This is a genomic window from Pseudarthrobacter enclensis, from assembly GCF_001457025.1.
Lineage (GTDB): Bacteria > Actinomycetota > Actinomycetes > Actinomycetales > Micrococcaceae > Arthrobacter > Arthrobacter enclensis.
Genome location: NZ_KQ758605.1, coordinates 69,469 through 90,696, shown reverse-complemented (window position 1 = coordinate 90,696; position 21,228 = coordinate 69,469). Strand labels below are relative to the sequence as shown.

General features: G+C 67.3%; 22 protein-coding genes and 1 tRNA gene. 9 read left to right on the top strand and 14 right to left on the bottom strand.

Annotation, left to right across the window (positions count from 1 at the left end; genetic code table 11):
* Positions 1-20 precede the first annotated feature (20 nt).
* Entirely contained in the window at positions 21-695 is a 675-nt protein-coding gene (locus tag AS031_RS15830) for an SACE_7040 family transcriptional regulator (RefSeq protein WP_141688853.1), read from the top strand.
* On the opposite strand, the gene AS031_RS15825 is transcribed toward AS031_RS15830, so the two are convergent.
* The 3 genes from AS031_RS15825 to pdhA are packed head-to-tail and all read right to left on the bottom strand — an operon-like array spanning position 692 to position 4,301.
* Positions 692-2,095 (bottom strand): dihydrolipoamide acetyltransferase family protein, encoded by a 1,404-nt coding sequence (locus AS031_RS15825; RefSeq protein ID WP_228379652.1) that lies wholly within the window; start codon positions 2,093-2,095, stop codon positions 692-694. The genes AS031_RS15830 and AS031_RS15825 overlap by 4 nt on opposite strands.
* Positions 2,096-2,103: 8 nt before the next feature.
* Complete coding sequence (locus AS031_RS15820; RefSeq protein ID WP_058269122.1) at positions 2,104-3,114, bottom strand: alpha-ketoacid dehydrogenase subunit beta; 1,011 nt, start codon at positions 3,112-3,114, stop codon at positions 2,104-2,106.
* Complete coding sequence (gene pdhA / locus AS031_RS15815; RefSeq protein ID WP_058269121.1) at positions 3,114-4,301, bottom strand: pyruvate dehydrogenase (acetyl-transferring) E1 component subunit alpha; 1,188 nt, start codon at positions 4,299-4,301, stop codon at positions 3,114-3,116. The genes AS031_RS15820 and pdhA overlap by 1 nt, the downstream gene beginning before the upstream one ends.
* Before the next feature lie 192 nt (positions 4,302-4,493).
* Here pdhA and AS031_RS15810 point away from each other — a divergent pair, with 192 nt between their 5' ends.
* Entirely contained in the window at positions 4,494-4,967 is a 474-nt protein-coding gene (locus AS031_RS15810) for an Lrp/AsnC family transcriptional regulator (RefSeq protein WP_058269120.1), read from the top strand.
* A gap of 139 nt (positions 4,968-5,106) precedes the next feature.
* On the top strand, positions 5,107-5,742 hold the full coding sequence (locus AS031_RS15805; RefSeq protein WP_058269119.1) for a hypothetical protein: 636 nt from the start codon (positions 5,107-5,109) through the stop codon (positions 5,740-5,742).
* Positions 5,743-5,822: 80 nt separating this feature from the next.
* On the opposite strand, the gene AS031_RS15800 is transcribed toward AS031_RS15805, so the two are convergent.
* Positions 5,823-7,439 (bottom strand): solute symporter family protein, encoded by a 1,617-nt coding sequence (locus AS031_RS15800; RefSeq protein WP_058269118.1) that lies wholly within the window; start codon positions 7,437-7,439, stop codon positions 5,823-5,825.
* Positions 7,436-7,819, bottom strand: a complete 384-nt coding sequence (locus tag AS031_RS15795; protein WP_058269117.1) for a DUF485 domain-containing protein — start codon at positions 7,817-7,819, stop codon at positions 7,436-7,438. Before AS031_RS15795 ends, AS031_RS15800 begins: the two co-directional genes overlap by 4 nt.
* Positions 7,820-8,001: 182 nt before the next feature.
* Between AS031_RS15795 and AS031_RS15790 the strand changes: the two genes are divergently transcribed.
* From AS031_RS15790 to AS031_RS15770, 5 genes are read left to right on the top strand one after another with little or no spacing between them, the layout of a single operon-like run.
* The gene (locus AS031_RS15790) at positions 8,002-9,183 is read left to right on the top strand and encodes a sensor histidine kinase (RefSeq protein ID WP_058269116.1); all 1,182 of its coding nucleotides are present in this window, start codon (positions 8,002-8,004) and stop codon (positions 9,181-9,183) included.
* Between the two features lie 23 nt (positions 9,184-9,206).
* Positions 9,207-9,923: a LytR/AlgR family response regulator transcription factor gene (locus tag AS031_RS15785; protein WP_058269115.1), complete on the top strand. Its 717-nt coding sequence runs from the start codon at positions 9,207-9,209 to the stop codon at positions 9,921-9,923.
* Complete coding sequence (locus AS031_RS15780; RefSeq protein ID WP_058269114.1) at positions 9,920-10,270, top strand: DUF485 domain-containing protein; 351 nt, start codon at positions 9,920-9,922, stop codon at positions 10,268-10,270. Before AS031_RS15785 ends, AS031_RS15780 begins: the two co-directional genes overlap by 4 nt.
* Entirely contained in the window at positions 10,267-11,733 is a 1,467-nt protein-coding gene (locus tag AS031_RS15775) for a sodium/solute symporter (protein ID WP_058269113.1), read from the top strand. Before AS031_RS15780 ends, AS031_RS15775 begins: the two co-directional genes overlap by 4 nt.
* 18 nt (positions 11,734-11,751) lie before the next feature.
* Positions 11,752-12,441: a hypothetical protein gene (locus AS031_RS15770; protein ID WP_058269217.1), complete on the top strand. Its 690-nt coding sequence runs from the start codon at positions 11,752-11,754 to the stop codon at positions 12,439-12,441.
* 18 nt (positions 12,442-12,459) lie between these two features.
* On the opposite strand, the gene AS031_RS15765 is transcribed toward AS031_RS15770, so the two are convergent.
* The 6 genes from AS031_RS15765 to rpsB form a co-directional block, all read right to left on the bottom strand.
* On the bottom strand, positions 12,460-13,044 hold the full coding sequence (locus tag AS031_RS15765) for a DivIVA domain-containing protein (RefSeq protein ID WP_058269112.1): 585 nt from the start codon (positions 13,042-13,044) through the stop codon (positions 12,460-12,462).
* Positions 13,045-13,135: 91 nt separating this feature from the next.
* Complete coding sequence (locus AS031_RS15760) at positions 13,136-14,062, bottom strand: phosphatidate cytidylyltransferase (RefSeq protein WP_058269111.1); 927 nt, start codon at positions 14,060-14,062, stop codon at positions 13,136-13,138.
* The gene (gene frr, locus AS031_RS15755; protein WP_058269110.1) at positions 14,062-14,619 is read right to left on the bottom strand and encodes a ribosome recycling factor; all 558 of its coding nucleotides are present in this window, start codon (positions 14,617-14,619) and stop codon (positions 14,062-14,064) included. The genes AS031_RS15760 and frr overlap by 1 nt, the downstream gene beginning before the upstream one ends.
* Positions 14,620-14,743: 124 nt before the next feature.
* Positions 14,744-15,481, bottom strand: coding sequence for a UMP kinase (gene pyrH / locus AS031_RS15750; protein WP_058269109.1), 738 nt, complete (start codon positions 15,479-15,481; stop codon positions 14,744-14,746).
* A 149-nt stretch (positions 15,482-15,630) separates the two neighbouring features.
* Positions 15,631-16,467, bottom strand: a complete 837-nt coding sequence (tsf, locus tag AS031_RS15745) for a translation elongation factor Ts (protein WP_058269108.1) — start codon at positions 16,465-16,467, stop codon at positions 15,631-15,633.
* A 126-nt stretch (positions 16,468-16,593) separates the two neighbouring features.
* Positions 16,594-17,433, bottom strand: a complete 840-nt coding sequence (gene rpsB, locus AS031_RS15740; protein ID WP_058269107.1) for a 30S ribosomal protein S2 — start codon at positions 17,431-17,433, stop codon at positions 16,594-16,596.
* A 447-nt stretch (positions 17,434-17,880) separates the two neighbouring features.
* Between rpsB and AS031_RS15735 the strand changes: the two genes are divergently transcribed.
* Positions 17,881-18,462, top strand: a complete 582-nt coding sequence (locus AS031_RS15735; RefSeq protein ID WP_058269106.1) for a M23 family metallopeptidase — start codon at positions 17,881-17,883, stop codon at positions 18,460-18,462.
* A gap of 10 nt (positions 18,463-18,472) precedes the next feature.
* Here the strand turns inward: AS031_RS15735 and AS031_RS15730 are convergent, their stop codons facing one another.
* From AS031_RS15730 to AS031_RS15720, 3 genes are all read right to left on the bottom strand, one after another.
* Positions 18,473-19,663 carry an acyl-CoA dehydrogenase family protein gene (locus tag AS031_RS15730; RefSeq protein ID WP_058269105.1) on the bottom strand — a complete coding sequence of 397 codons (1,191 nt, stop codon included), beginning with the start codon at positions 19,661-19,663 and terminating at the stop codon, positions 18,473-18,475.
* Between the two features lie 190 nt (positions 19,664-19,853).
* Positions 19,854-19,927, bottom strand: a tRNA-Ile gene (locus AS031_RS15725).
* Between the two features lie 72 nt (positions 19,928-19,999).
* Positions 20,000-21,193, bottom strand: coding sequence for a glycosyltransferase (locus tag AS031_RS15720; protein WP_058269104.1), 1,194 nt, complete (start codon positions 21,191-21,193; stop codon positions 20,000-20,002).
* Between the last annotated feature and the right edge of the window lie 35 nt (positions 21,194-21,228).

Below are 21,228 nucleotides of genomic sequence, written 5' to 3'. Positions count from 1 at the left end.
GAGGAGGAACTGTGCCCAACATCAACGCCCATGCCGGACCGGCAGGCCGCAGCCCGGCACCGCAGTCCGGCGGCACCGCAGCCCGGCCCGGCGGCCCCACCCAGCGCAGCAAAGCCAAAGAGGACCGCCGCCGCGCCCTGCTCACCGCGGCCGCTTCCCTGTTTGCCGCCAACGGGTTCAACCGTGTTTCGCTGGAGGACCTCGGCGCTGCCGCCGGCGTCAGCGGCCCTGCCGTTTACCGGCACTTCCCCGGCAAGCAGGCAGTCCTCGCCGACCTGCTGGCCACCGTCAGCCGGGAACTCCTGGACGGCGGGCGGCAGGTGGTGGCCGAAACCTCCGATCCCCTCGCCGCGCTGCGGCGCCTGGTGGAATTCCAGGTTGATTTCGCCTTGGGCAAGCCGGACGTGATCCGCGTCCAGGACCGCGACCTCAGCAACCTCTCGGACCAGGACCAGGCGGCCGTGCGCGCACTCCAGCGCAGCTACGTGGAAGTGTGGGTGGAGGTCCTGTCCCGGCTCCACCCCGGCACTGACGCCGCCGAGCTCCGCACACGGGCGCACGCCACGTTCGGGCTGATCAATTCCACCCCGCATTCGGTCCGGAGCCACGGCCGCCGGATGGCGGCCGCGGCCCGGCCGCTGCTGGAACAGATGGCACTGGCCGCCCTGACGGTGGACGGTCCGGACGCCCGTTAGACCATCGTCAAAACCATGCCCGGTTCTGCCAGGATGGCGCCGACGTCGGCCAGGAACCGGGATCCCTGCTCACCGTCCACCAGCCGGTGGTCGAAGGACAGGCTCAGGGTCATGACCTGGCGCAGTGCCACCTCGCCCCGGTACTCCCACGGCATGGACCGCACAGCCCCCATGGCCAGGATGGCGGCTTCTCCGGGATTGAGGATCGGCGTGCCGGCATCGATGCCGAAGACACCGATGTTGGTGATGGAGATGGTGCCGCCGGACAGATCCGCAGGGAGCGTCTTCCCGGCACGCGCCGTCTCGGCGAGCGCCGCCAGCGCCCCGGCCAGCTGGTCCAGGGTCATGGCGTCCGCGTCCTTGATGTTGGGGACCGTCAGCCCCCGGGGAGTTGCCGCGGCGATGCCCAGGTTTACGTAGTTGTACGTGACGATTTCCTGGCGTTCCCCGTCCCAGTGTGAGTTGAGCGAGGGGTTCCGGCGCAGCGCGACCAGCACTGCCTTCGCGGCAAGCGTCAACGGCGTCAGCTTGAGGCCGCTGAAGGCGCTGGTTTCTTTGAGCGTGGCCAGCAGCTCCATGGTTGGCGTGACGTCCACGGTGAGGAACTCCGTGGCATGCGGAGCCGTGAAAGCGCTGGACACCATGGCCGCGGCGGTGTGCTTGCGGACCCCCTTGATGGGGGTCCGGGTTTCCCGCTCCCCGGGCGCAGCGGCGCCGGCTGCCGCGCCGGCTGCCGGCCGCTCACCCTCGGGCGGGACGGCACCGTGCCGGACGAACTCCTGGACGTCTTCCCGCGTGATCAGGCCGCGTGGCCCCGTACCCGGCACCAGGGCCAGGTCGATCCCCCGGTCCTTGGCCAGTTTGCGGACCGGCGGCGTGGAGCGCGGACGTTCGGCCGGCCCGGTGTCACCGGGCGGGGTTTCGGCAGGCTTGGTCCCGACCGGCTCAAGCACCGGGGGCTGGGAAGCGGCAGGCCCACCTGCCGGGGCCAAGGTCCGCGGGCGGCGGGCCGGGCGGCCGGAGCTTTCGACGACGGCGCCGTACCCCACGAGGTTGGGTTGCCTCTTCTGCGCCGCCGGCTGTTCACCTTCCGCCGGTGCCGCGGACGATGACCCCGGGGCCGAAGGCGCGGAGGGCTCCGATACTGATGGCCCGGCGTCGTCCGCCACCTCGAAGGAGACGATGGGCTTGCCGACCTCGACGACGGTGCCCGGCTGTTCGTGCAGTTCCTTGATGACCCCCGCGAACGGGGAGGGCAGTTCCACCACCGCCTTGGCGGTTTCCACCTCGGCGATGACCTGGTTGAGGCTGACGGTGTCCCCCACGGAGACTTTCCAGCTGAGGATTTCTGACTCGGTGAGCCCTTCGCCCAGGTCGGGGAGCCGGAATTCCTTGATCATGGTGGCGCTCATCCTTCCAGCCCGCTGAGCGAGTTCGGCCGGCCCAGGGCCCGGTCCACGCCATCAAGGATCCGGTCCAGGCCCGGCAGATGGTGCATCTCGAGTTTGGAGTAGGGGTAGGGAATGTCGAAGCCGGTGACCCGGACGGGAGCAGCTTCGAGGTGGTAGAAACACCGTTCGGTGATGCTGGCCGCCACTTCGGCGCCCAGCCCGCCGGATTGCCCCGCCTCGTGCGTGACCACCAGGCGGCCGGTCCTGCGGACGGAGGCCACCACGGTGTCATAGTCCACGGGTGCCAGCGAGCGCAGGTCGATGACCTGGATCGATATGCCCTCGTCAGCGGCGGCGGAAGCGGCGTCGAGTGCGGTCTTCACGAGCGGACCGTAAGCCACCAGGGTGACGTCCGTGCCGTCGGTGAGCACCCGCGCCTTGCCCATGGGGTCGGCGGACTGCAGCCCGGCGGCCTCGTCCACGTCCCCCTTGTCGTGGTAGCGGCGCTTGGGCTCGAAGTACAGGACGGGGTCGTCGCAGGCGATGGCCTGCTGGATCACCGTGTACGCGTCCTGCGGGTTGGAAACAGTGACCACGCGCAACCCGGACGTGTGCGTGAAGTAGGCTTCGGGAGATTCGGAATGGTGTTCGGGCGAGCCGATGCCGCCGCCGAAGGGCACCCGGATGGTGATGGGCATCTTCACGGCACCCCGGGTTCGGTAGTGGAGCTTGGCCACCTGGCTGACGATCTGGTCGAAGGCGGGGTAGATGAAACCGTCGAACTGGATTTCCACCACGGGGCGGTAGCCCCGGTAGGCCAGGCCGACGGCGGTTCCCACGATGGCGGATTCGGCCAGCGGGGTGTCCACCACGCGGTGTTTGCCGAAATCCTTCTGCAGTCCGTCCGTCACCCGGAAGACGCCTCCCAGGGTGCCGATGTCTTCACCGAGGAGTACCACTTTGGAGTCGTCCTCGAGCGATTTGCGCAGCCCGGCATTTATGGCGCGGGCAAAGGTCATCTGCGTCATCAGCGTGCACCTTCATCTGATACGGCTCCCTCGGGGTCACCGAACGAGGCCAGGTAACGGGCGTAGTGGTCCTGCTGCCGGTCCAGCCATGAATTGGGTGTGCTGTACACATGCTTGAAGACGTCCATCGGTTCCGGGTCCGGCATGCCGGTGCAGCCTTTGCGCATCTCGCGGGCCACGGCGTCGGCCGTGTTTCCGACCTGCTCTTCGAGTTCCGGAGTGAGGAGTCCCTTGCGTTCCAGCAGGGCGGCCACCCGGCTGATGGGGTCCTTGGCCGCCCAGTCCTCCAGTTCGTTGGCGTCCCGGTAGCGGGTGGGGTCATCGGCCGTGGTGTGCGGTCCCATCCGGTACGTGACAGCTTCGATAAAGGTGGGTCCGCCGCCGCGCCGGGCCCTGTCCAGCGCAACCCGGGTGGCCGCCATGACGGCGAGGACGTCGTTGCCGTCCACCCGGAGGCTGGGGATGCCGAAGCCTGCGGCCCGGTCTGCGAGCTGGATGTGCGACTGGAGGCGGACCGGCTCGGAGATGGCCCAGTGGTTGTTGGTGCAGAAGAACACCACCGGCGCCTGGAAGCTGGCTGCGAAGACCATGGCCTCATTGACGTCGCCCTCGCTGGTGGCGCCGTCGCCGAAGTAGGTGACCGCCACGGAATCGGCGCCGTCGTTCTGGATGCCCATCGCATAGCCGGTGGCGTGCAGCGTCTGGGCCCCGATGATGATCTGCGGTGTTGCCATGTTGATGGCGTAGGGGTCCCAGCCGCCGGAGGCGTTGCCGCGCCAGACCCGCAGGAGGTCGGTGAGGTCCACGCCGCGGCAGTAGGCCACGCCGTTCTCGCGGTAGCTGGAGAAGACGAAGTCATCGCTGCGCAGGGACCGGCCCGATCCGATCTGCGCCGCTTCCTGGCCAAGCAGCGGCGGCCAGAGCGCAAGTTCGCCCTGGCGCTGGAGGGCGGTGGCTTCGACGTCGATGCGCCGGATGACGGTCATATCCTCGTACAGCGAGCACAGCTGTTCGTCCGTAATGTCCTTGACCCAGAGATCGAACTCGGGGTGGCTTACGCGCTCACCCGCCGGCGCAACCAGCTGGACCAGTGCCCGCCCTGCGTCACCGGACGGCGCCGGCCCCTGCGTTTCCCCGGTGCCGCCGGGGGCCTCTGCCCCGTCCTGGCCCGTTTCGTCTGTAGACACGATAGCCCCGCAACCTCATTCGTTGGTGACCGGCGGAGCAGGGACTTGTGGTCCTTCCAGCCGCGGCCTTCCGGGCCCCTTCGCCCGGATACTGTGACCCTACTCACAACGCACAGGGGGTACAACTACCGCCGCATTTTCTGAGCAGAATGCACCATCCGGAGGGCCAGGACAGTGCTACCGTTGCGCATTATGCAAGCCTTGGATGGCACGGACACGCGCCTGCTCTCAGCCCTTTCCCAGGACCCGCGGAAGACGGTGGTGGCACTCGCCCAGAAGCTGGGCCTGTCCCGGAACACCGTCCAGGCGCGGATGGCGCAGCTGGAGAAGAAGCACGTGTTCCTCTCCTTCGAGCGGCGGATCAATCCCGCCGCCCTGGGCTACCCGCTGATGGCGTTCATCTCGGTCCACGTGCAGCAGCAGAAGCTCACCCGCCTGGCCGGCGAGCTGGCGGACATCCCGGAAATCCTGGAAGGGTACGGACTCACGGGGTCAGCCGACCTGCTGCTGCGGGTAGTGGCGCAGGACGCCGAGGACCTGTTCCGCATCAACGGCAAGATCCTCGCCTGCGACGGCGTGGAACGGGCGGACACGGCCTTGGCCATGGGCGAACTCATCCCCTTCCGGGTCCAGCCGCTGCTGGAACGCGGGGCGCAGCGCGGCTGACGGCTGCGCCCGTTGCGGACCTGCGCAATGAAAGTTCGACGCCGGCAGGGCAAGTTATAGGCTTGTGCCAGTTATCCGCGGGGCCGAGCGAGGATCCGCGCCAGGCGGTGCCAGGCACCACTTCCGGAAAGGCTCCATCTTGAGCAGTCCCCAGGAACCGTACCAGCCGGGGCACCCCGGCTCCGGCCAGCAGCAGCTGCCGCAGCAGCCGCAGCAGCCCCCTGCCGGGTATCCGGGTTCCGGACCGGCCCCGGCTTACGGGCAGCCGCAACCGGGCAACTACCCTGCAGGGGCCCAGCCCGCCGGCGCCGGCCCCTTTGGCCTCCCGGGAGGCGAGCCGCCAGCCAGGAAACGGCGCAAGCTGTGGATAGTCCTGACAGCCATAGGTGCCGTGCTGCTGCTGGTGGTGGCCGCCGTCGTCATCCTGGTGAACGTGGCCGGCAGCGCCACCAGCCATGCCCGTGACCTGGCCGACGGATTCACCAAGGCGGTCATCGCCGGCGACAGCTCGACGGCGTATGACACCTACCTCGACCCGGCGCTGCAGGAGCAGCTGTCCAAGGAGGCCTTCATCTCCGGCGTCGAAAGCCTGAAGATGGACAGCACCTGCCAGCCGGACTACAACAACCTGAAGGTTGGTACCGAGAACGGGGTGAAGTCGGCGGATGTTGCCGGCGTCATCACCTGCGAAGGCAAGAAGGTGGACCTGGCCTACCGCTTCGAAGGCACCGACGAGCTGAAGATGACCAACATCAAGCTGCGTCCGGCGGCCTAGGAAAGCGCGGCAAAAGGCCGCCGGCCGCGTGGGGATGTCCACGCGGGCGGCGGCCTTTCTGCTTGCCGGGCCGGGATGCGTCAGTGGTTGACGGCCTTCTCGGCGCCGACCCCGGTGAGGGACCGGACTTCCATTTCTGCCTGCTTGGCCGGATCTTCGCGGTTCTTGTCCAGCACCGTGCCCAGCCAGCCCAGGAAGAACGCCAGCGGGATGGAGACGATGCCCGGGTTGCTGAGCGGGAAGATCGCGAAGTGCGCGTCCTTGATCATCGACGTAGCTCCGCCGGACACCACCGGCGAGAAGATGATCAGGATGATCGCTGCGCCGAGGCCGCCGTACATGCTCCATACGGCGCCCTGGGTGGTGAAGCGCCGCCAGAACAGCGAGTAGATGATGGTGGGCAGGTTGGCCGAGGCTGCGACCGCGAAGGCAAGCGCCACCAGGAAGGCAACGTTCTGGCCGTTGGCCAGGATGCCGCCGAGGATGGCCAGGACACCGATGACCACCACGGTGCGGCGTGCCACGCGGACCTCGGTGGCGGCGTCGGCCTTACCCTTGGCGATGACGTTGGCGTAGATGTCGTGGGCGAACGAGGCCGCGGCGGTGATGGTCAGGCCGGCCACCACGGCGAGGATGGTGGCGAAGGCCACCGCCGAGATGAAGCCCAGCAGCAGCGGACCGCCCAGGTGGAAGGCCAGCAGCGGCGCTGCGGCATTCACGCCGCCGGGTGCCGACTTGATGGTGTCGGCCCCCACCAGTGCCGCTGCGCCGTAGCCCAGGACCAGGGTGAAGAGGTAGAACAGGCCGATCAGCCAGATGGACCACACCACAGACTTGCGGGCTTCCTTGGCCGTGGGGACCGTGTAGAAGCGCATGAGCACGTGCGGCAGGGCTGCGGTGCCCAGGACCAGGGCCAGCCCCAGGGACATGAAGTCCAGCTTGGAGGTTTCGGTCTTGCCATACTGCAGGCCGGGGTTGAGGACGGCGGGGTTGTTGGCGGTATCCACCGCCGCGCCCAGCAGGGCCGAGAGGTTGAAGCCGTAGATCGCCAGGACCCAGAGCGTCATGACGGCTGCGCCGGCGATCAGCAGGACGGCCTTGATGATCTGGACCCAGGTGGTGCCCTTCATGCCGCCGATCAGTACGTAGAGGATCATCAGGGCGCCGACGACGATGATCACCAGCGCCTGCCCGCCCCAGTCGCTGATGCCCAGCAACAGGGAGATCAGCGAACCGGCGCCGGCCATCTGGGCCAGCAGGTAGAAGAAGCACACGGCCAGCGTCGAGATGGCGGCGGCGATCCGGACGGGCCGCTGCTTGAGGCGGAAGGACAGGACGTCGGCCATGGTGAACTTTCCGGTGTTGCGGAGCAGTTCAGCCACCAGGAGCAGGGCCACCAGCCAGGCCACCAGGAACCCGATGGAGTACATGAACCCGTCGTAGCCGTTGATGGCGATGGCGCCGGTGATGCCCAGGAAGGACGCGGCGGACAGGTAGTCACCGGCGATGGCGGTACCGTTCTGGGAGCCGGTGAAAGACCGCCCGGCGGCGTAGTAGTCGGCGGCGGTCTTGTTGTTGCGGCTGGCCCGGAACACGATGACCATGGTGACGGCCACGAACAGGCCGAAGATGCCCATGTTCAGCAGGGTGGTGTCCTTGAGGGCAGCGACGTCCACTGCGGTAGCGATAGTGATCATTTGTTGGCTCCACCCACCCGGTTGCCGTGCTTGTCGAATTCGTGGCCCTCGATCTCATTCCGGATTTCGGAGGCGATGGGATCGAGTTTCCGGTTGGAGTAGCTGACGTACCAGCCGGTGATCGCGAAGGTGGACACAAACTGCAGCAGGCCAAGGATCAGGCCGATATTGACGTTGCCCCACACCTTGGTGGACATGAAGCCCACTGCATAGTCGGCGAGCAGGACGTAGGCGAAGTACCACAGCAGGAACGCCACTGCCATGGGGAAAACAAAGCTGCGGTGGCGCTTGCGCAGTTCCTGGAACTGCTCGGTCGACTGGACCTGTTCAAAGTCCACGGACGCCGCTGCGGCGTCCGGACTTTGGGCATCGTTACCCATGGTTCCTCCTCGTTGAGACATGCCGGTACACACTGGACGGCAGGCCCGGGTAAGGAAATGCCGCTGATGTGACAGGACTCACTTTGCTGGGTGTCCGCAGTCACATTCCAGTACCGCCGCGGCTGTGGTCGCTCAACGGCAGGGATGCTGCGACAAACGGCACCCGCGGCTACGCTGGGCGCATGCCGGACTCCCCCCTCCTGACCGCCGCAGCCGTGGCCGTGATCGCCCTGGCCATCGCCGTCGTCGTCGCCGTGGGGCTGAAAGTGCTCCGCTCGTTCCGCGATCTGGGGACGGACGCCGAGCGCGCCACCTACCACACACTGCACGCGGCCTCCCAGGCCGGACAGCACCTGCGCCGCGGGCTCAACCCCGCCGGCGCCGCCAAAGCCAGCCGCCACCTGCGCACCCTGCTCGGCTGCGATGCGCTGGCCATCACCGACACGTCCGGGGTCCTGGCCTGGGACGGCGCGGCCGAGGAGATGAAACCCCGGCTCATGGACCTGGCAGCGGGTGTCCTGGCCGGAGGCAGGACCGCGGTGCTGCCTCCGGGACCGGACGGCACGGGAACCGGGCTCGCCGCGGTCATCGCCCCCGTGCGCGCCGACTCGCGCGTCGTGGGCGTGGTGGCCGCCTTTGCCCCTTCCGCGGGAGCAGGCCTGGTGCGGGCGGCAGGCGAGGTGGCCGACTGGGTTGCGGTGCAGGTGGAACTCGCGGAGCTGGACTCGTCCCGGACGTTGCTGATGGAAGCCGAGGTCCGTGCGCTGCGGGCCCAGATCAGCCCGCACTTCATCTACAACTCGCTGAATGCCATCGCGTCCTTCATCAACACCGATCCGGCGCGCGCGCGTGAACTGGTGGTGGAGTTCGCCGACTTCACGAGGTACTCGTTCCGCCGCCACGGGGATTTCACCACCCTTGCGGAGGAACTTCGCTGCATTGACAGGTACCTGCTCCTGGAACGGGCCCGGTTTGGCGAGCGCGTCCAGGTGAGCCTGCGGGTGGCGCCGGAGGTCCTCAGCACCGTCATCCCGTTCCTGAGCCTGCAGCCCCTGGTGGAAAACGCCGTCCGGCACGGGCTGGAGGCGAAGGAGGGGCCGGGGCACATCACCATCACGGCCGACGACGCCGGCGCGTACGCGCAGGTCACCATCGAGGACGACGGCGTGGGGATGGACCCTGCCCAGCTGACCTCCATGCTGGCAGGCCACATCGACGGCGACCACGTGGGCCTGCGGAACGTGGACGCCCGCCTCCGGCAGGTGTACGGCGACGCGCACGGGCTGGTCATCGAGACGGCACCGGGCGAGGGGACGCTGATCACCATGCGGGTGCCCAAGTCCCAGCCTGGCCACGATGCGTAGGGAGCTGGAAGTACCCTAGGAGCATGATTAACGTCCTCGTCGTTGATGATGAGCTGCCCGCGGTGGAGGAACTGGCGTTCCTGCTGGGCAGGGACGGCCGGATCGGGAAGGTCCTGCGGGCCACGTCGGGCAGCGAAGCCCTCCGCGCCCTGGCCTCGGCCCCAATCGACGCGGTCTTCCTGGACATCCATATGCCCGCCGTGTCCGGGCTGGAGATCGCCCGCGCCATCGCCGCCGGCAGCCACCCTCCGGCGGTGGTCTTCGTGACCGCCGACGAAGACCACGCCCTGGCCGCCTTCGAACTTGCCGCCGTCGACTACCTGCTCAAGCCCATCCGTGCCGAGCGGCTGTCCCGGTCCGTGGGCCGCATCTGCGAACTGCGCGACGGCGGCAGCGCGCCCGAGATGATCACGGTGGACCAGGGCGGGACCACCAGGATGATCAGGCGCGACGACGTCACGTACGTCCAGGCGCAGGGGGACTATGCGCGGCTCCACACCGCGGAAGCCAGCTACCTGATCAGGGTGCCGTTGGCGGACCTGGAACAGCAGTGGGCCGACGCCGGGTTCATCCGCACCCACCGCTCATACCTGGTGGCGCTCAAGCACATTTCCTCGATGAAACTGGCCGCTGACGGGCCCCGCGTCACCGTGGCAGGTGCCGGGCTGCCCATCAGCAGGAGGCACCTGCCCACCGTCCGGGAGCGGCTGCAGGCCAACCGGATCAGGCCCACCGCATGAGCAGGGTCCGCGTCACGGCCCCTGCCACCGCGGCCCGGCCCGCCAAGGAAAGCCGTGAGGCGGCCCAGGAATCGGACGTTGGCCAGGTCTTCGTGCGGTCCCTGATCAGGTCCCAGCTGCGGCTTGCCCTGGTGGTGGCGGGCGGCTTCCTGGTGATCCTGGGCGCGTTCCCCCTGCTGCTGGCTGCCGTACCCGGACTGGCCGAGACCCGGATTGCCGGGATCCCCTTCGGCTGGCTGCTGCTGGGTGTGGGCATCTACCCCGTGATCGGCCTCAGCGCCTGGCTGTACACCCGGACGGCCGCCCGCAACGAGGCCCGCTACCGGGACCTGGCCGGTGACCAGTGAACGCCGGTGTTGCCGCCGCGGCACTGGCCGTGGTGTCAGTGGCGACGGCGGTGATCGGCTTTTACGGCCTGCGGATTTCGCGGACCACCGGCGACTTCTACGTGGCATCCCGGACCGTCCGGCCGTGGTGGAACGCCTCCGCCATCGGCGGCGAGTACCTCTCGGCCGCCAGTTTCCTGGGCGTTGCCGGGCTGATCCTGCTGTCCGGGACCGATGCGCTGTGGTTCCCCGTCGGGTATACGGCCGGGTACCTGATGCTGTTGCTGTTCGTGGCGGCGCCGCTGCGCCGCTCCGGCGCCTACACCATTCCTGATTTCACCGAGGCGAGGCTGGATTCGCGGGCGGTCCGCAAGGTCACCAGCCTGGTGGTGGTCCTGGTCGGCTGGCTCTACATCGTTCCCCAGCTGCACGGGGCTGCCCTGACCATCCGGATCACCACCGGGCTGCCCTCCTGGGTGGGATCGGTGGCCGTGGTGGTGGTCGTCTGCCTCACCGTGGTGGCGGGCGGCATGCGGTCCATCACTTTCGTCCAGGCGTTCCAATACTGGCTGAAGCTCACGGCGCTGGCGGTGCCCATCCTTTTCATCCTCTTCGTGCTGGCCGGGACGGGCTACTCCCCCGTGGCCGCGCCTGCCGTCAACCCGACCGGCCAGCCGCCCGCCAGCCTGTACAGCAACGTGTCACTGCTGGTGGCCCTGCTCTTCGGGACCCTGGGGTTGCCGCATGTGCTGGTCAGGTTCTACACCAACCCGGACGGCCAGTCGGCACGCCGGACCACGTTGATCGTGCTGGGCCTGCTGTCCGTGTTCTACCTTTTCCCCACGGCGTACGGCCTGGTGGGACGCATGTTCGCACCCGAACTGGGCCGTTCCGGCCAGCCCGACGCCATGGTCCTGCTGCTCCCCCGCGAGCTCGTGGGGGGCGCCGCCGGCGACCTGCTGGCGGCGCTGGTGGTGGCGGGTGCTTTCGCGGCATTCCTGTCCACCACGTCCGGGCTCGTGGTCTCGCTGGCAGGCGTGGTGAGCCAGGACGTGCTCGGCGCCGGGGTGGGTGGCTTCCGCCTCGCAGCGGTGGTGTCCGCCGTCGTGCCCCTGGGCTTCGCCCTGATGACGGACTCCCTGGCCCTGGCCGGCAGCGTGGGCCTGGTCTTTGCCTTTACCGCTTCCACCGTGTGCCCGGTACTCCTGCTGGGCATCTGGTGGCGTGGACTGACCGACGCCGGAGCGATCGCGGGAATGGTGACCGGCGGGCTGCTGTGCGGCGGGGCCATGATCGCCGGGTCGGTGGCCGGAGCCGCCAACACGCCAGCATGGCTTGCCCAACCTGCGGCCTGGTCCGTTCCTACGGCGTTCGCCGTCATGGTGCTGGTCTCCCGGGCCACGGCAGGCCGGGTGCCCGCTACCCTGTCCCGGGTCATGACGCGGCTGCACACGCCGGAAAGGCCGCTGGCAACCGGCCGTTGATGGGTGGACAATGACGGCATGTCCATCCGTGACGAGGGGCCTGCGGCCGGGCCGGATCCGGTGCCGCCGTCCGTGCGGGCGCAACTGCTCGCCACGGAACACTGGGGCCTGCTGGCCTCCCGGAGCACCGCCCAGGGCGAGGTGCTGACGCGGATCAGCATGTTCCTCACCTTCACCTCGGCCGGACTGGTCAGCGTGGCGCTGGTGGGCCAGGCCACCGGGTTCTCCGATCCGTTCGTGCTGCTGGCGGTGGTGGTCCTGTTCATCGTTGTGGGGATGGGCCTGCTGACCCAGGTGCGCGTCATGAACGTGGCGCACGAGGACCTCATGTACGTCACGGCCATGAACCGGCTTCGGGCCGCATACGTCGAACTGGACCCGGGTGTGGCACCGTACCTGATGGCGGCGCACCACGACGACGAGGCCGGTTCCCGGCAGACGTACTACTTCTTCGGCAACCGCAGCAGCCTGGGCCATGTGGCCGGGAGCAGCATGATCTTCATGACGACGGCGAACGCTGCCCTGATTGCCATCCTGGCAGGACTGCTGCTGTCACTTGCCGGGGCAGGAACCGTGGCGGCCGTCCTGGTGGGCGCGGCGTGCGGGCTGTCATTCCTGGCAGCGTCGGCGCTGGGCGGCTACCGCAGCTACCGCGACGTGTGGACCCGTTTCCAGCCGCTGTCCCCCACTCCGCCGAGAAATGAATGAAGGACGGGGACCGCCGGGTCAGTCGATGGCTGCCATGAGTTCGACGACGCGGTCCAGGAACGCGTCAACCTGAGCTTCCTCGTATCCTTCGGGGCCTACGGCCGGGCGGAACACAGCGCGGCGGACACTGTCGACGCTCAGCGGCTTGTCGTGCTCGAGGTAGGACACCAGTTCGTGGCAGAGCCGGTCCACGTCGGCGGTGTTGTAGCTGCGTGCCTTGCGTTTGGCCGGCCGGCGGAACCGTTCGCCGTCCGGCCGGTGCAGCCGGCCGCGCAGGATGCCGGAGAGCTTGCCGATTTCCCGCAGCCAGGCCTCTTCACCGCTGGCGGCGATGAGTTCATCGCGTTCCCGGCGTGCGAAGGCGTCTTCCAGCCGGTCGAGGGCAGCGTCCACCACCGCGGCGGAGTAGCCGCCCTTGACCGGATCGAACGAGACCGCACGGACATCCGAGCTGTTGATCGGCTCGGCAGCCTGCTCCGGCGTCTCCAGCGACACCCGGGCGCGCTGCAGGAACTGGTCAACCTGCTTGGCGTTGTAGCCGTATTCACTGCGCTGCACGCGCTCAAAGGACGCAGGGATCTGCCGATGAATATCCAATGCCACTTATGGTTCCTTCAATGACTCTTCAGCCGTAGCGCTGTGGCACCAGTCTATGGGTGCCGGGTTGTGGTGGTGTCCGCGCCTGCGGGGGCCGTTACCAGCTGCCGGTCACCAGCCCGTAGAGGACATAGACCAGGGGCGAGGCGAAGACGATCGAATCGAGCCGGTCCATGACCCCGCCATGGCCGGGCAGGATGCTGCTCATGTCCTTGACGCCCAGTTCGCGTTTCACCATGGACTCGGCCAGGTCTCCCGCGGTGGCGGCCGCCACCGTACCGATGGCCAGCACCACGCCCACCCACCAGGGCTTGTCCAGGATGAACAGGGAGGCCAGCACCCCGATCAGCACCGCACCGGCCACCGAGCCCGCGAAGCCTTCCCAGGATTTCTTGGGACTGATCTTCGGTGCCATGGGGTGCTTGCCCAGGGACGCGCCCACCAGGTAGCCGAAGGTGTCGTTGGACACCACCAGCAGGAGCATCACCGCGATCTGCCAGGCCCCTTCGGGGATGGTGCCGCCGGGCCACAGGCCCAGCGGAGTTGCCCCGCCGGCGGCGTGCAGCGGCAGGGAGGCGAAGCTGATGAAGAACGGCACCCAGCCCAGGGCGAACACGCCCGCGAAGATACTGTTGGCGGACCCGGCCGCGGTGTCGATGGACCTCCACAGCAGCACCGCAACGGAGCTGAGCAGCATGCCGAACAGGAGGCTTTCAATACCGCCGAAGTAGGCGACGAACGGCATGGCGACGGTCCCGGTCATCACCGGGACTATCGGCATCCTGGTGCCGTTGGCCTCCAGCGCCCGGTAGACCTCCCAGACACCGAACACGGCGAACGCGGTGACAATGGCCACGAACGCCAGCGGGAGGAACAGGAGGCCGCCGAGCACGGCCAGGAGCATGGCCAGGCCCACCACGACAGCCGCCGGAAGATTCCGCCCGGCTTTTGGCGTCGGGTTGCTCCCGGGCCGCTTCCCCCGTGTGCGGGCCCGTGCTGCGGGGGCCTGTTCTGCCTGGCCCATCAGACTTCGAGCAGCTCTGCTTCCTTGCGCTTGAGCAGTTCGTCGATGCCGTCGACATGGGCCTTGGTGATGCCGTCCAGTTCCTTCTCGGCCCGGGTGCCCTCGTCTTCACCCGCTTCGCCGTCCTTGACCAGGCGGTCCAGGGTTTCCTTGGCCTTGCGGCGGATGTTGCGGATGGACACCTTGGCGTCCTCGCCCTTGGTCTTGACGATCTTGACGTATTCCTTGCGGCGTTCCTTGGTCAGTTCCGGGATGGTGATCCGGATGACGTTGCCGTCGTTGGAGGGGTTGGCGCCAACCTCGGAATCGCTCAGTGCCCGTTCAATGTCCCGCAGTGCGGTCTTGTCGAACGGGGTGATCAGGATGGTGCGGGCGTCCGGGATGGCGAACGACGCCAGCTGCTGCAGCGGCGTGGGCGAGCCGTAGTAGTCCACCAGGACCTTGTTGTACAGGCCAGGGTTGGCCCGGCCGGTGCGGACGGAAGCGAAGTCTTCCTTGGCAACCTCTACGGCCTTGTCCATCTTTTCTTCGGCTTCGAGCAAGGTTTCTTCGATCACGGTCTCTCCTGGTGGTCTGGTGCTGTCCGGCGCGCCGGTTCACTGCACGCCTGGTTCTGTGTCGCTGCTTCCGCCGCCGCGGCGGGGCGGCAACGGAACTGTCCTGAAAACATCCTAGCCGGAGCTAGGCGGTGACCAGGGTGCCCAGCTTCTCTCCCCGGATGGCGCGGGTGACGTTGCCCTCGCCTTCCATGCCGAACACCACCATGGACAGGTTGTTGTCCTTGCACATGGTCATTGCGGTCTGATCCATGACCCGGATGTCCCGGCGCAGCGCGTCGTCGTAGCTGAGGGTTTCAAGCCGCTCGGCGGTGGGGTCCTTCTTGGGGTCTGCGGTGTAGACGGCGTCCACGCCGCTCTTGGCCATCAGGACGACGTCGGCATGGACTTCGAGGGCGCGCTGGGCGGCCACGGTGTCGGTGGAGAAGTAGGGCAGGCCAGCGCCGGCGCCGAAGATCACCACACGGCCCTTTTCCATGTGGCGGATGGCGCGGCGCGGGATGTACGCCTCGGCCACCTGGCCCATGGTGATGGCGCTCTGGACGCGGGTTTCAACGCCCGCCTGCTCGAGGAAGTCCTGCAGGGCCAAGCAGTTCATGACCGTGCCGAGCATGCCCATGTAGTCGGCACGCGAGCGGTCCATGCCGCTTTGGGAGAGTTCCGCGCCGCGGAAGAAGTTGCCGCCGCCCACCACGATGGCGACTTCGACGTCGGGGACGGCGGCGGCGATCTGCTTGGCGACGTTGCGGACGGTTTCGGGATCCACGCCCAGCTTTCCGCCGCCGAAGACCTCGCCGGAGAGCTTCAGGAGGACACGCCGTCGGCTCTTCTCCGGCTGAATGACTGTGTTGACGGCTTCCATGATGCCTTCCCGTTGGTGACGTTCGAAAAAAGGTTATCCTGCCGGCGCCGGTGGCTGGAACCGGCGCGGCTGCTGCACGGGACGTGCGGGCACCCTGTGCGCATGCAAAAGGGGCGGCCACCGAAGTGGCCACCCCCTTTCAGTTTCGACTAGGAGCCGACGCGGAAACGCGTGAACGCGGTTCCCTTGACACCGGCCTCTTCGAGGACCTGCGCCACAGACTTCTTGGCGTCCTTGGCGAATGCCTGGTCAACCAGGACCTCACCCTTGTAGAAGCCCGTCACGCGGCCTTCAACGATCTTGGTGAGCGCGGCTTCGGGCTTGCCCTCGGCCTTGGCGGTCTCTTCGGCGATGCGGCGCTCGGACTCGACGAGCTCGGACGGGACGTCCTCGCGGGTCAGGTAGTTCGGGGCCATGGCGGCGATGTGGACAGCAACGTCGTGGGCGGCGGTTGCGGCAGCTTCGCCTTCACCGTCGACAGCGAACAGGACGCCGACCTGGGCCGGGAGGTCCTTGGAGGTCTTGTGCAGGTAGGCGTCGACCGTTGCACCCTCGATGCGGGAGATGCGGCGGACAACGACCTTCTCGCCCAGGACTGCGCCTTCTTCGACGACGACCTCGGACAGCGGCTTGCCGTCGACATCGGTGGCGAGGAGGGTCTCGAGGTCGGCGGCGCCGGACTCGACGGCGACGGCCAGGACCTTGTCGGCCAGCTGGATGAACTTGTCAGCCTTGGCGACGAAGTCGGTTTCGCAGTTGACCTCGATCATGACGCCGACGCCGTTGCTCACCTTGGCGGCAACGAGGCCTTCGGCGGTGGAGCGGCCTTCACGCTTGGTGGCGCCCTTCAGGCCCTTGATGCGGATGATTTCGATGGCCTTCTCGGCGTCACCGTTGGCTTCGTCAAGAGCCTTCTTGACGTCCATCATGCCGGCGCCGGTGCGCTCGCGCAGGGCCTTGATGTCCGCGGCAGTGTAGTTCGCCATGTGAACCCCTCTGTCTAGAAATGTGTTGTGGTGTACGGACTGACAGGACGGCTGCCCGGTGTGCGGGCGGCCATCCTGTCAGCAGCTCCGGCTGCGGACAGCGCGGAGAATCCGGATTTAGTTGTGTTACTTGGCGTCTTCGGCGGGAGCCTCGGCAGCTGCCTGGGCCTCGGCCGGAGCTGCGGCGGCTTCCTCGGCCTTGCTGCCTTCGAGGAGCTCGCGCTCCCACTCGGCCAGGGGCTCTTCGGCAGCTTCTGCAGCGCCGGAGCCGCGGTTGTTGCGGGCGATCAGGCCTTCTGCAACAGCGTCGGCAACAACGCGGGTCAGCAGGTTCACGGAGCGGATGGCGTCGTCGTTGCCCGGGATCGGGAAGTCGACTTCGTCGGGATCGCAGTTGGTGTCCAGGATGGCAACAACCGGGATGTTCAGCTTCTTGGCTTCGTCGACGGCGAGGTGTTCCTTCTTGGTGTCGACAACCCACAGCACGGACGGAGCCTTGGTCAGGTTCCGGATGCCGCCCAGGTTGGACTCCAGCTTGGTGAGCTCGCGCTTGAGGAGCAGCAGTTCCTTCTTGGTGTAAGCGGAACCGGCGACGTCGTCGAAGTCGATCTCTTCGAGTTCCTTCATGCGCTGGATACGCTTGGCGACCGTCTGGAAGTTGGTCAGCATACCGCCGAGCCAGCGCTGGTTCACGTAGGGCTGGCCAACGCGGGTGGCCTGCTCAGCGATGGCTTCCTGCGCCTGCTTCTTGGTGCCGACGAACAGCACGGTGCCGCCGTGGGCAACAGTGGCCTTGACGAACTCGTAGGCGCGGTCGATGTAGGACAGCGACTGCTGAAGGTCGATGATGTAGATGCCGTTGCGCTCGGTGAAGATGAAGCGCTTCATCTTCGGGTTCCAACGGCGGGTCTGGTGTCCAAAGTGGACGCCGCTGTCAAGCAGCTGGCGCATGGTTACGACGGGCATGCCGACGCTCCTTCCGGCAGGTCATTCATGAGATAGCCGCGAGGCTTCTTACCCTGCCAATAGTTGACGGTTGATTAGCGTGGCCCGGGTCCGGGCCGTGCTCCTGGCATCCATCGTGCTTCCCATCCGTGCCGTGGCGCGGACCGCAGGAGGCGCGATCCGCCATGGGCGTGGGCCGGGGCTTTGCCGATGGCGGGCTGGATGCGCGTAGTCAGCCCGCTGCTCCCCCACACTCCTGAATGAGTTGTGCCGACGCAATCCGGACAGGCAGGAACCCCACGGAAGTGGACTGCCGGGACGGGAAGCGTTGAGGGCGCAGCAAACTGCTCCATCAAGTGTACTACAGGCGGCACCGCGTGCAGGACGGGCAGCAGGGCCGGACCTGGCTTGTCCACATAGCCTGCGGGGCCCCTGCCGGGACGGTTTTCCGGGGCCCATTCTGGACAGATGAAACCACGGATCCTGTTGGCAGCCGTCCTGATGCTTCCCGCTTCGGTATCCTCCGCAGTGCAGACGCCGCCCCCTGCCCTGCTGCCGGCCCCTTCCCCGGACCTTGCGGTCCGGACGCCCGCCGGGACGACGTCCGGCGGCAGCGTCGCGCCGGCCACCCCGTCGTGGCGGTGGCCGCTGGCACCCCGGCCGCCCGTGGTCCGGTCATTCGACCCCCCACCCAAGCCCTGGCTCAGCGGACACCGCGGGGTGGACCTTGGCATGCCCGGTTCCGAGACCGCGGTACTGTCCCCCACTGCCGGAACAGTCAGTTTCGTGGGTGTCGTGGTGGACCGGCCGGTGATCACCATAGATCACGGCGGCGGGCTGCGCAGCAGCTTCGAACCCGTGGAGAGCAGCCTCGCCGCCGGCTCCACGGTCGCCGCAGGCCAGACCATTGGGACCGCACTGCCCGGACACTGCCCGGATCCGGGATGCGTCCACTGGGGCGTGCGGCAGGGTGACGATTACGTCAACCCACTGCAGTTCATTCTGGACCTGCGGCCTTCGGTGCTGCTACCGCTGCAGGGCGCGCGCTGATGCGCGGCGGTCAGACGATGGCCGAGATCCCCGTGATGGCCCGCCCGGTCACCAGGGTGTTAATCTCCGCAGTGCCCTCGTAGGAGTAGATCGCTTCGGCGTCGGCGAAGATTTTGGCCATTCCGTAATCCGTGACGATGCCGTTGCCGCCCAGGATGCTCCGGCCAAGGGCAACGCTTTCGCGCATCCGCTCGGTGGTGAAGGCCTTGGCCAGTGCCGATTGCTCGTCCCTCGCCAGCTCGTCGTCTTCGAGCTGGGCGAGCCGGACCATCATGCCCATGGAGCTAACGGCGTTGCCGAGGATCTGCACGAGCTGGTTCTGGATGAGCTGGAAGGACGCCAGCGGCCGGCCGAACTGATGCCGTTCAACGGCGTAGTTCCGGGCCACGTCGAAAGCTGCCAGCTGCTGGCCGACGGCCTGCCAGGCGACTGCAAGGCGGGTCACCTTGAGCACCTTGTTGACGTCCCGAAAGCTGTTGGCGTTGGCCAACTTGAAGAACCCGGGCACCACCACGTTGTCCAGGACGATGTCGGCATTCTGCACCGTGCGCAGGGAGATCTTGTTCTCGATCCTGGTGGCACTGTAGCCGGGCAGGGCCGTGTCCACCAGGAAGCCCTTGACCTGGTTGTCGTCGACGTCGCGGGCGTAAATGACCACCCAGTCGGAGAACGTTGCGTTGCCGATCCAGCGCTTGGCGCCGTTGAGGATCCAGGTGTCGCCGTCACGCCGTGCCGTGGTCCGCGTGCCGCCTGCCACGTCACTGCCGCCGAGGGGTTCGGTGAGCCCAAACGCGCCGATCTTCTTCAGCGCGTAGATGTCGGGAAGCCAGGCGTCCTGCTGCTCCTGCGACGCCAAGGCTTCGATGGACCCGGTGAACAGCCCGTCGTGCACCCCCATGAAGGTGGCGATGGAAGCGTCGGCGCGGGTCAGTTCGGCGTGGACGAGCCCGGCGAAGAGGTTGGACTGCCCCTGGCGCCGGACCGGGCTGACCAGGTCCACTTCGGCGAGCTTGGGGATGAGGTCCATGGGGAACTCGCCGCGGTTCCAGCAGTCGGCCGCGATGGGCCGGACTTCGCGGGCCAGGAAGTCCCGCACCTCGGCCAGCCGGTCCTGCTCTTTGGCGGACAGCAGCTGTTCGAAGGCATAGAAATCCCCGTCTGCGTAGGGAAGGTCGCGGGAGCCTGCAGCAGTGGTGGACATGGTTGCCTCCGGGAGATCGGTGGACGCCGCAGGAGCGACGTAAGTTACTGATCAGTAACATAGCGCATGTCCGACGGTAAGCAAAGGATCGGGCCGGGATTTCCATGCCGGGTTAAATGCGGAAACCGCGGCCGACGTGAACGGTCGGCCGCGGTTTCCGCGAATCAAAGCTGCCTGCGGCAGGTGACGGTAGGGCTACTCGGACTTGAACCGAGGACCTTAGGATTATGAGTCCCGCGCTCTAACCAGCTGAGCTATAGCCCCGAGGCAGCCCTGTACCGGCGCAAGTGCGCGCGGCGGGAGGGCAGGAACACTCTAGCAAATGCCGGAGTGGGTTCAGACCACCATGTCCTCGAACCGCGCGCCGCGGTAGAGGTCCTCGAAGGTCTGCAGGGTCCCCTGGATGCTGTGCGGCTCCACCATCTGCCGGCTGGCCTGGCCCATGGCCTCCTGCTGGTCCGCGGGAAGCTCCAGGATTTGGGTGATTTTCTTGGCGAGGTCGTCACTGTCGCTGGGCGTGAACAGGTAGCCGTTCTGGCCGTCGCGCACCAGGTGGGGCAGCGCCATGGCATCCGCCAGCACCACCGGCGTGGACGCGGACATGGCCTCCAGCGTGACAAGCGACTGCAGCTCCGCGGTCCCCGGCATGCAGAACAGGTTGGCCCTGATGTAGGCCCTGCGCAGGTCCTCGTCGCTTGCCAGCCCCAAGAATGTGACCCGGTCCGCCAGGCCCAGGCGCTGCACCAGCTCCTCGAGTGCGGGCCGGACTTCGCCGCCGCCCACGATTTCCAGGTGCACCTTCAGCTCGGGGGGTGTTTTGCCGATAGCCCGGATGAGCACATCCACGTGCTTCTCCTCGGCCAGCCTGCCGGCAAAGAGGACCGTGGGGTGGGCGTGCGGTTCGATCTTCTCGCCGGGCTGCAGCTCATAGGCCGCAGAGTCAATGCCGTTGGAGAGCGGGAGCACCTTCCGCAGGAACGCGTGCTCGTGCATGGCCTTGGCTGCCAGCGGAGTGGGGGTGGTGACAACATCGGCCTGGCCCATGACCTTGCCCATGTCCTTCCAGGAGATGCGTCCCACGATGTCCTTGAACCACTGGGGGAACGGCAGGAACGGGTTCAGGTTTTCCGGCATGAAGTGGTTGGTGGCCACCACGCGGATGCCGCGCTTCACTGCCTCGTAGAGGACGTGCTCACCGATCATGTAGTGGCTTTGGATGTGCACCACGTCCGGCTTGACCCGGTCGAACAGGAGGCTGATTTCCTTCTTGATCTCCCACGGGAAGCAGATGCGGAACGTCTCGTGAGTGGGCACGCTGTGGGACCTGAGCCGGTGGACCGTTGCTTCGTCCCGGAATTCCGTGAAGCTTTTGCCCTTGCCGTCGCGGCAAGCCAGCACATGGACGTTGTGGCCGCGTCCGGTCATGCCCTTGGCCAGGCGGTAGCCGAACTGGGCGGCGCCGTTCACGTGCGGCGGATAGGTGTCCGCGGCGATCAGGATGGTCAGTGGCTGGTCGGCGGGCGTGGTCACGTGGATGGCTCCTGATGGTCACGGTGCGGACAGCG

Bases quoted from the DNA above. Each gene is read 5' to 3' on its own strand.
- AS031_RS15825 (WP_228379652.1), bottom strand. From the start codon at position 2,095: ATGATCAAGGAATTCCGGCTCCCCGACCTGGGCGAAGGGCTCACCGAG.
- AS031_RS15820 (WP_058269122.1), bottom strand. From the start codon at position 3,114: ATGACGCAGATGACCTTTGCCCGCGCCATAAATGCCGGGCTGCGCAAA.
- AS031_RS15810 (WP_058269120.1), top strand. From the start codon at position 4,494: ATGCAAGCCTTGGATGGCACGGACACGCGCCTGCTCTCAGCCCTTTCC.
- AS031_RS15800 (WP_058269118.1), bottom strand. From the start codon at position 7,439: ATGATCACTATCGCTACCGCAGTGGACGTCGCTGCCCTCAAGGACACC.
- AS031_RS15795 (WP_058269117.1), bottom strand. From the start codon at position 7,819: ATGGGTAACGATGCCCAAAGTCCGGACGCCGCAGCGGCGTCCGTGGAC.
- AS031_RS15790 (WP_058269116.1), top strand. From the start codon at position 8,002: ATGCCGGACTCCCCCCTCCTGACCGCCGCAGCCGTGGCCGTGATCGCC.
- AS031_RS15785 (WP_058269115.1), top strand. From the start codon at position 9,207: ATGATTAACGTCCTCGTCGTTGATGATGAGCTGCCCGCGGTGGAGGAA.
- AS031_RS15780 (WP_058269114.1), top strand. From the start codon at position 9,920: ATGAGCAGGGTCCGCGTCACGGCCCCTGCCACCGCGGCCCGGCCCGCC.
- AS031_RS15770 (WP_058269217.1), top strand. From the start codon at position 11,752: ATGTCCATCCGTGACGAGGGGCCTGCGGCCGGGCCGGATCCGGTGCCG.
- AS031_RS15760 (WP_058269111.1), bottom strand. From the start codon at position 14,062: ATGGGCCAGGCAGAACAGGCCCCCGCAGCACGGGCCCGCACACGGGGG.
- pyrH (WP_058269109.1), bottom strand. From the start codon at position 15,481: ATGGAAGCCGTCAACACAGTCATTCAGCCGGAGAAGAGCCGACGGCGT.
- tsf (WP_058269108.1), bottom strand. From the start codon at position 16,467: ATGGCGAACTACACTGCCGCGGACATCAAGGCCCTGCGCGAGCGCACC.
- rpsB (WP_058269107.1), bottom strand. From the start codon at position 17,433: ATGCCCGTCGTAACCATGCGCCAGCTGCTTGACAGCGGCGTCCACTTT.
- AS031_RS15735 (WP_058269106.1), top strand. From the start codon at position 17,881: ATGAAACCACGGATCCTGTTGGCAGCCGTCCTGATGCTTCCCGCTTCG.
- AS031_RS15730 (WP_058269105.1), bottom strand. From the start codon at position 19,663: ATGTCCACCACTGCTGCAGGCTCCCGCGACCTTCCCTACGCAGACGGG.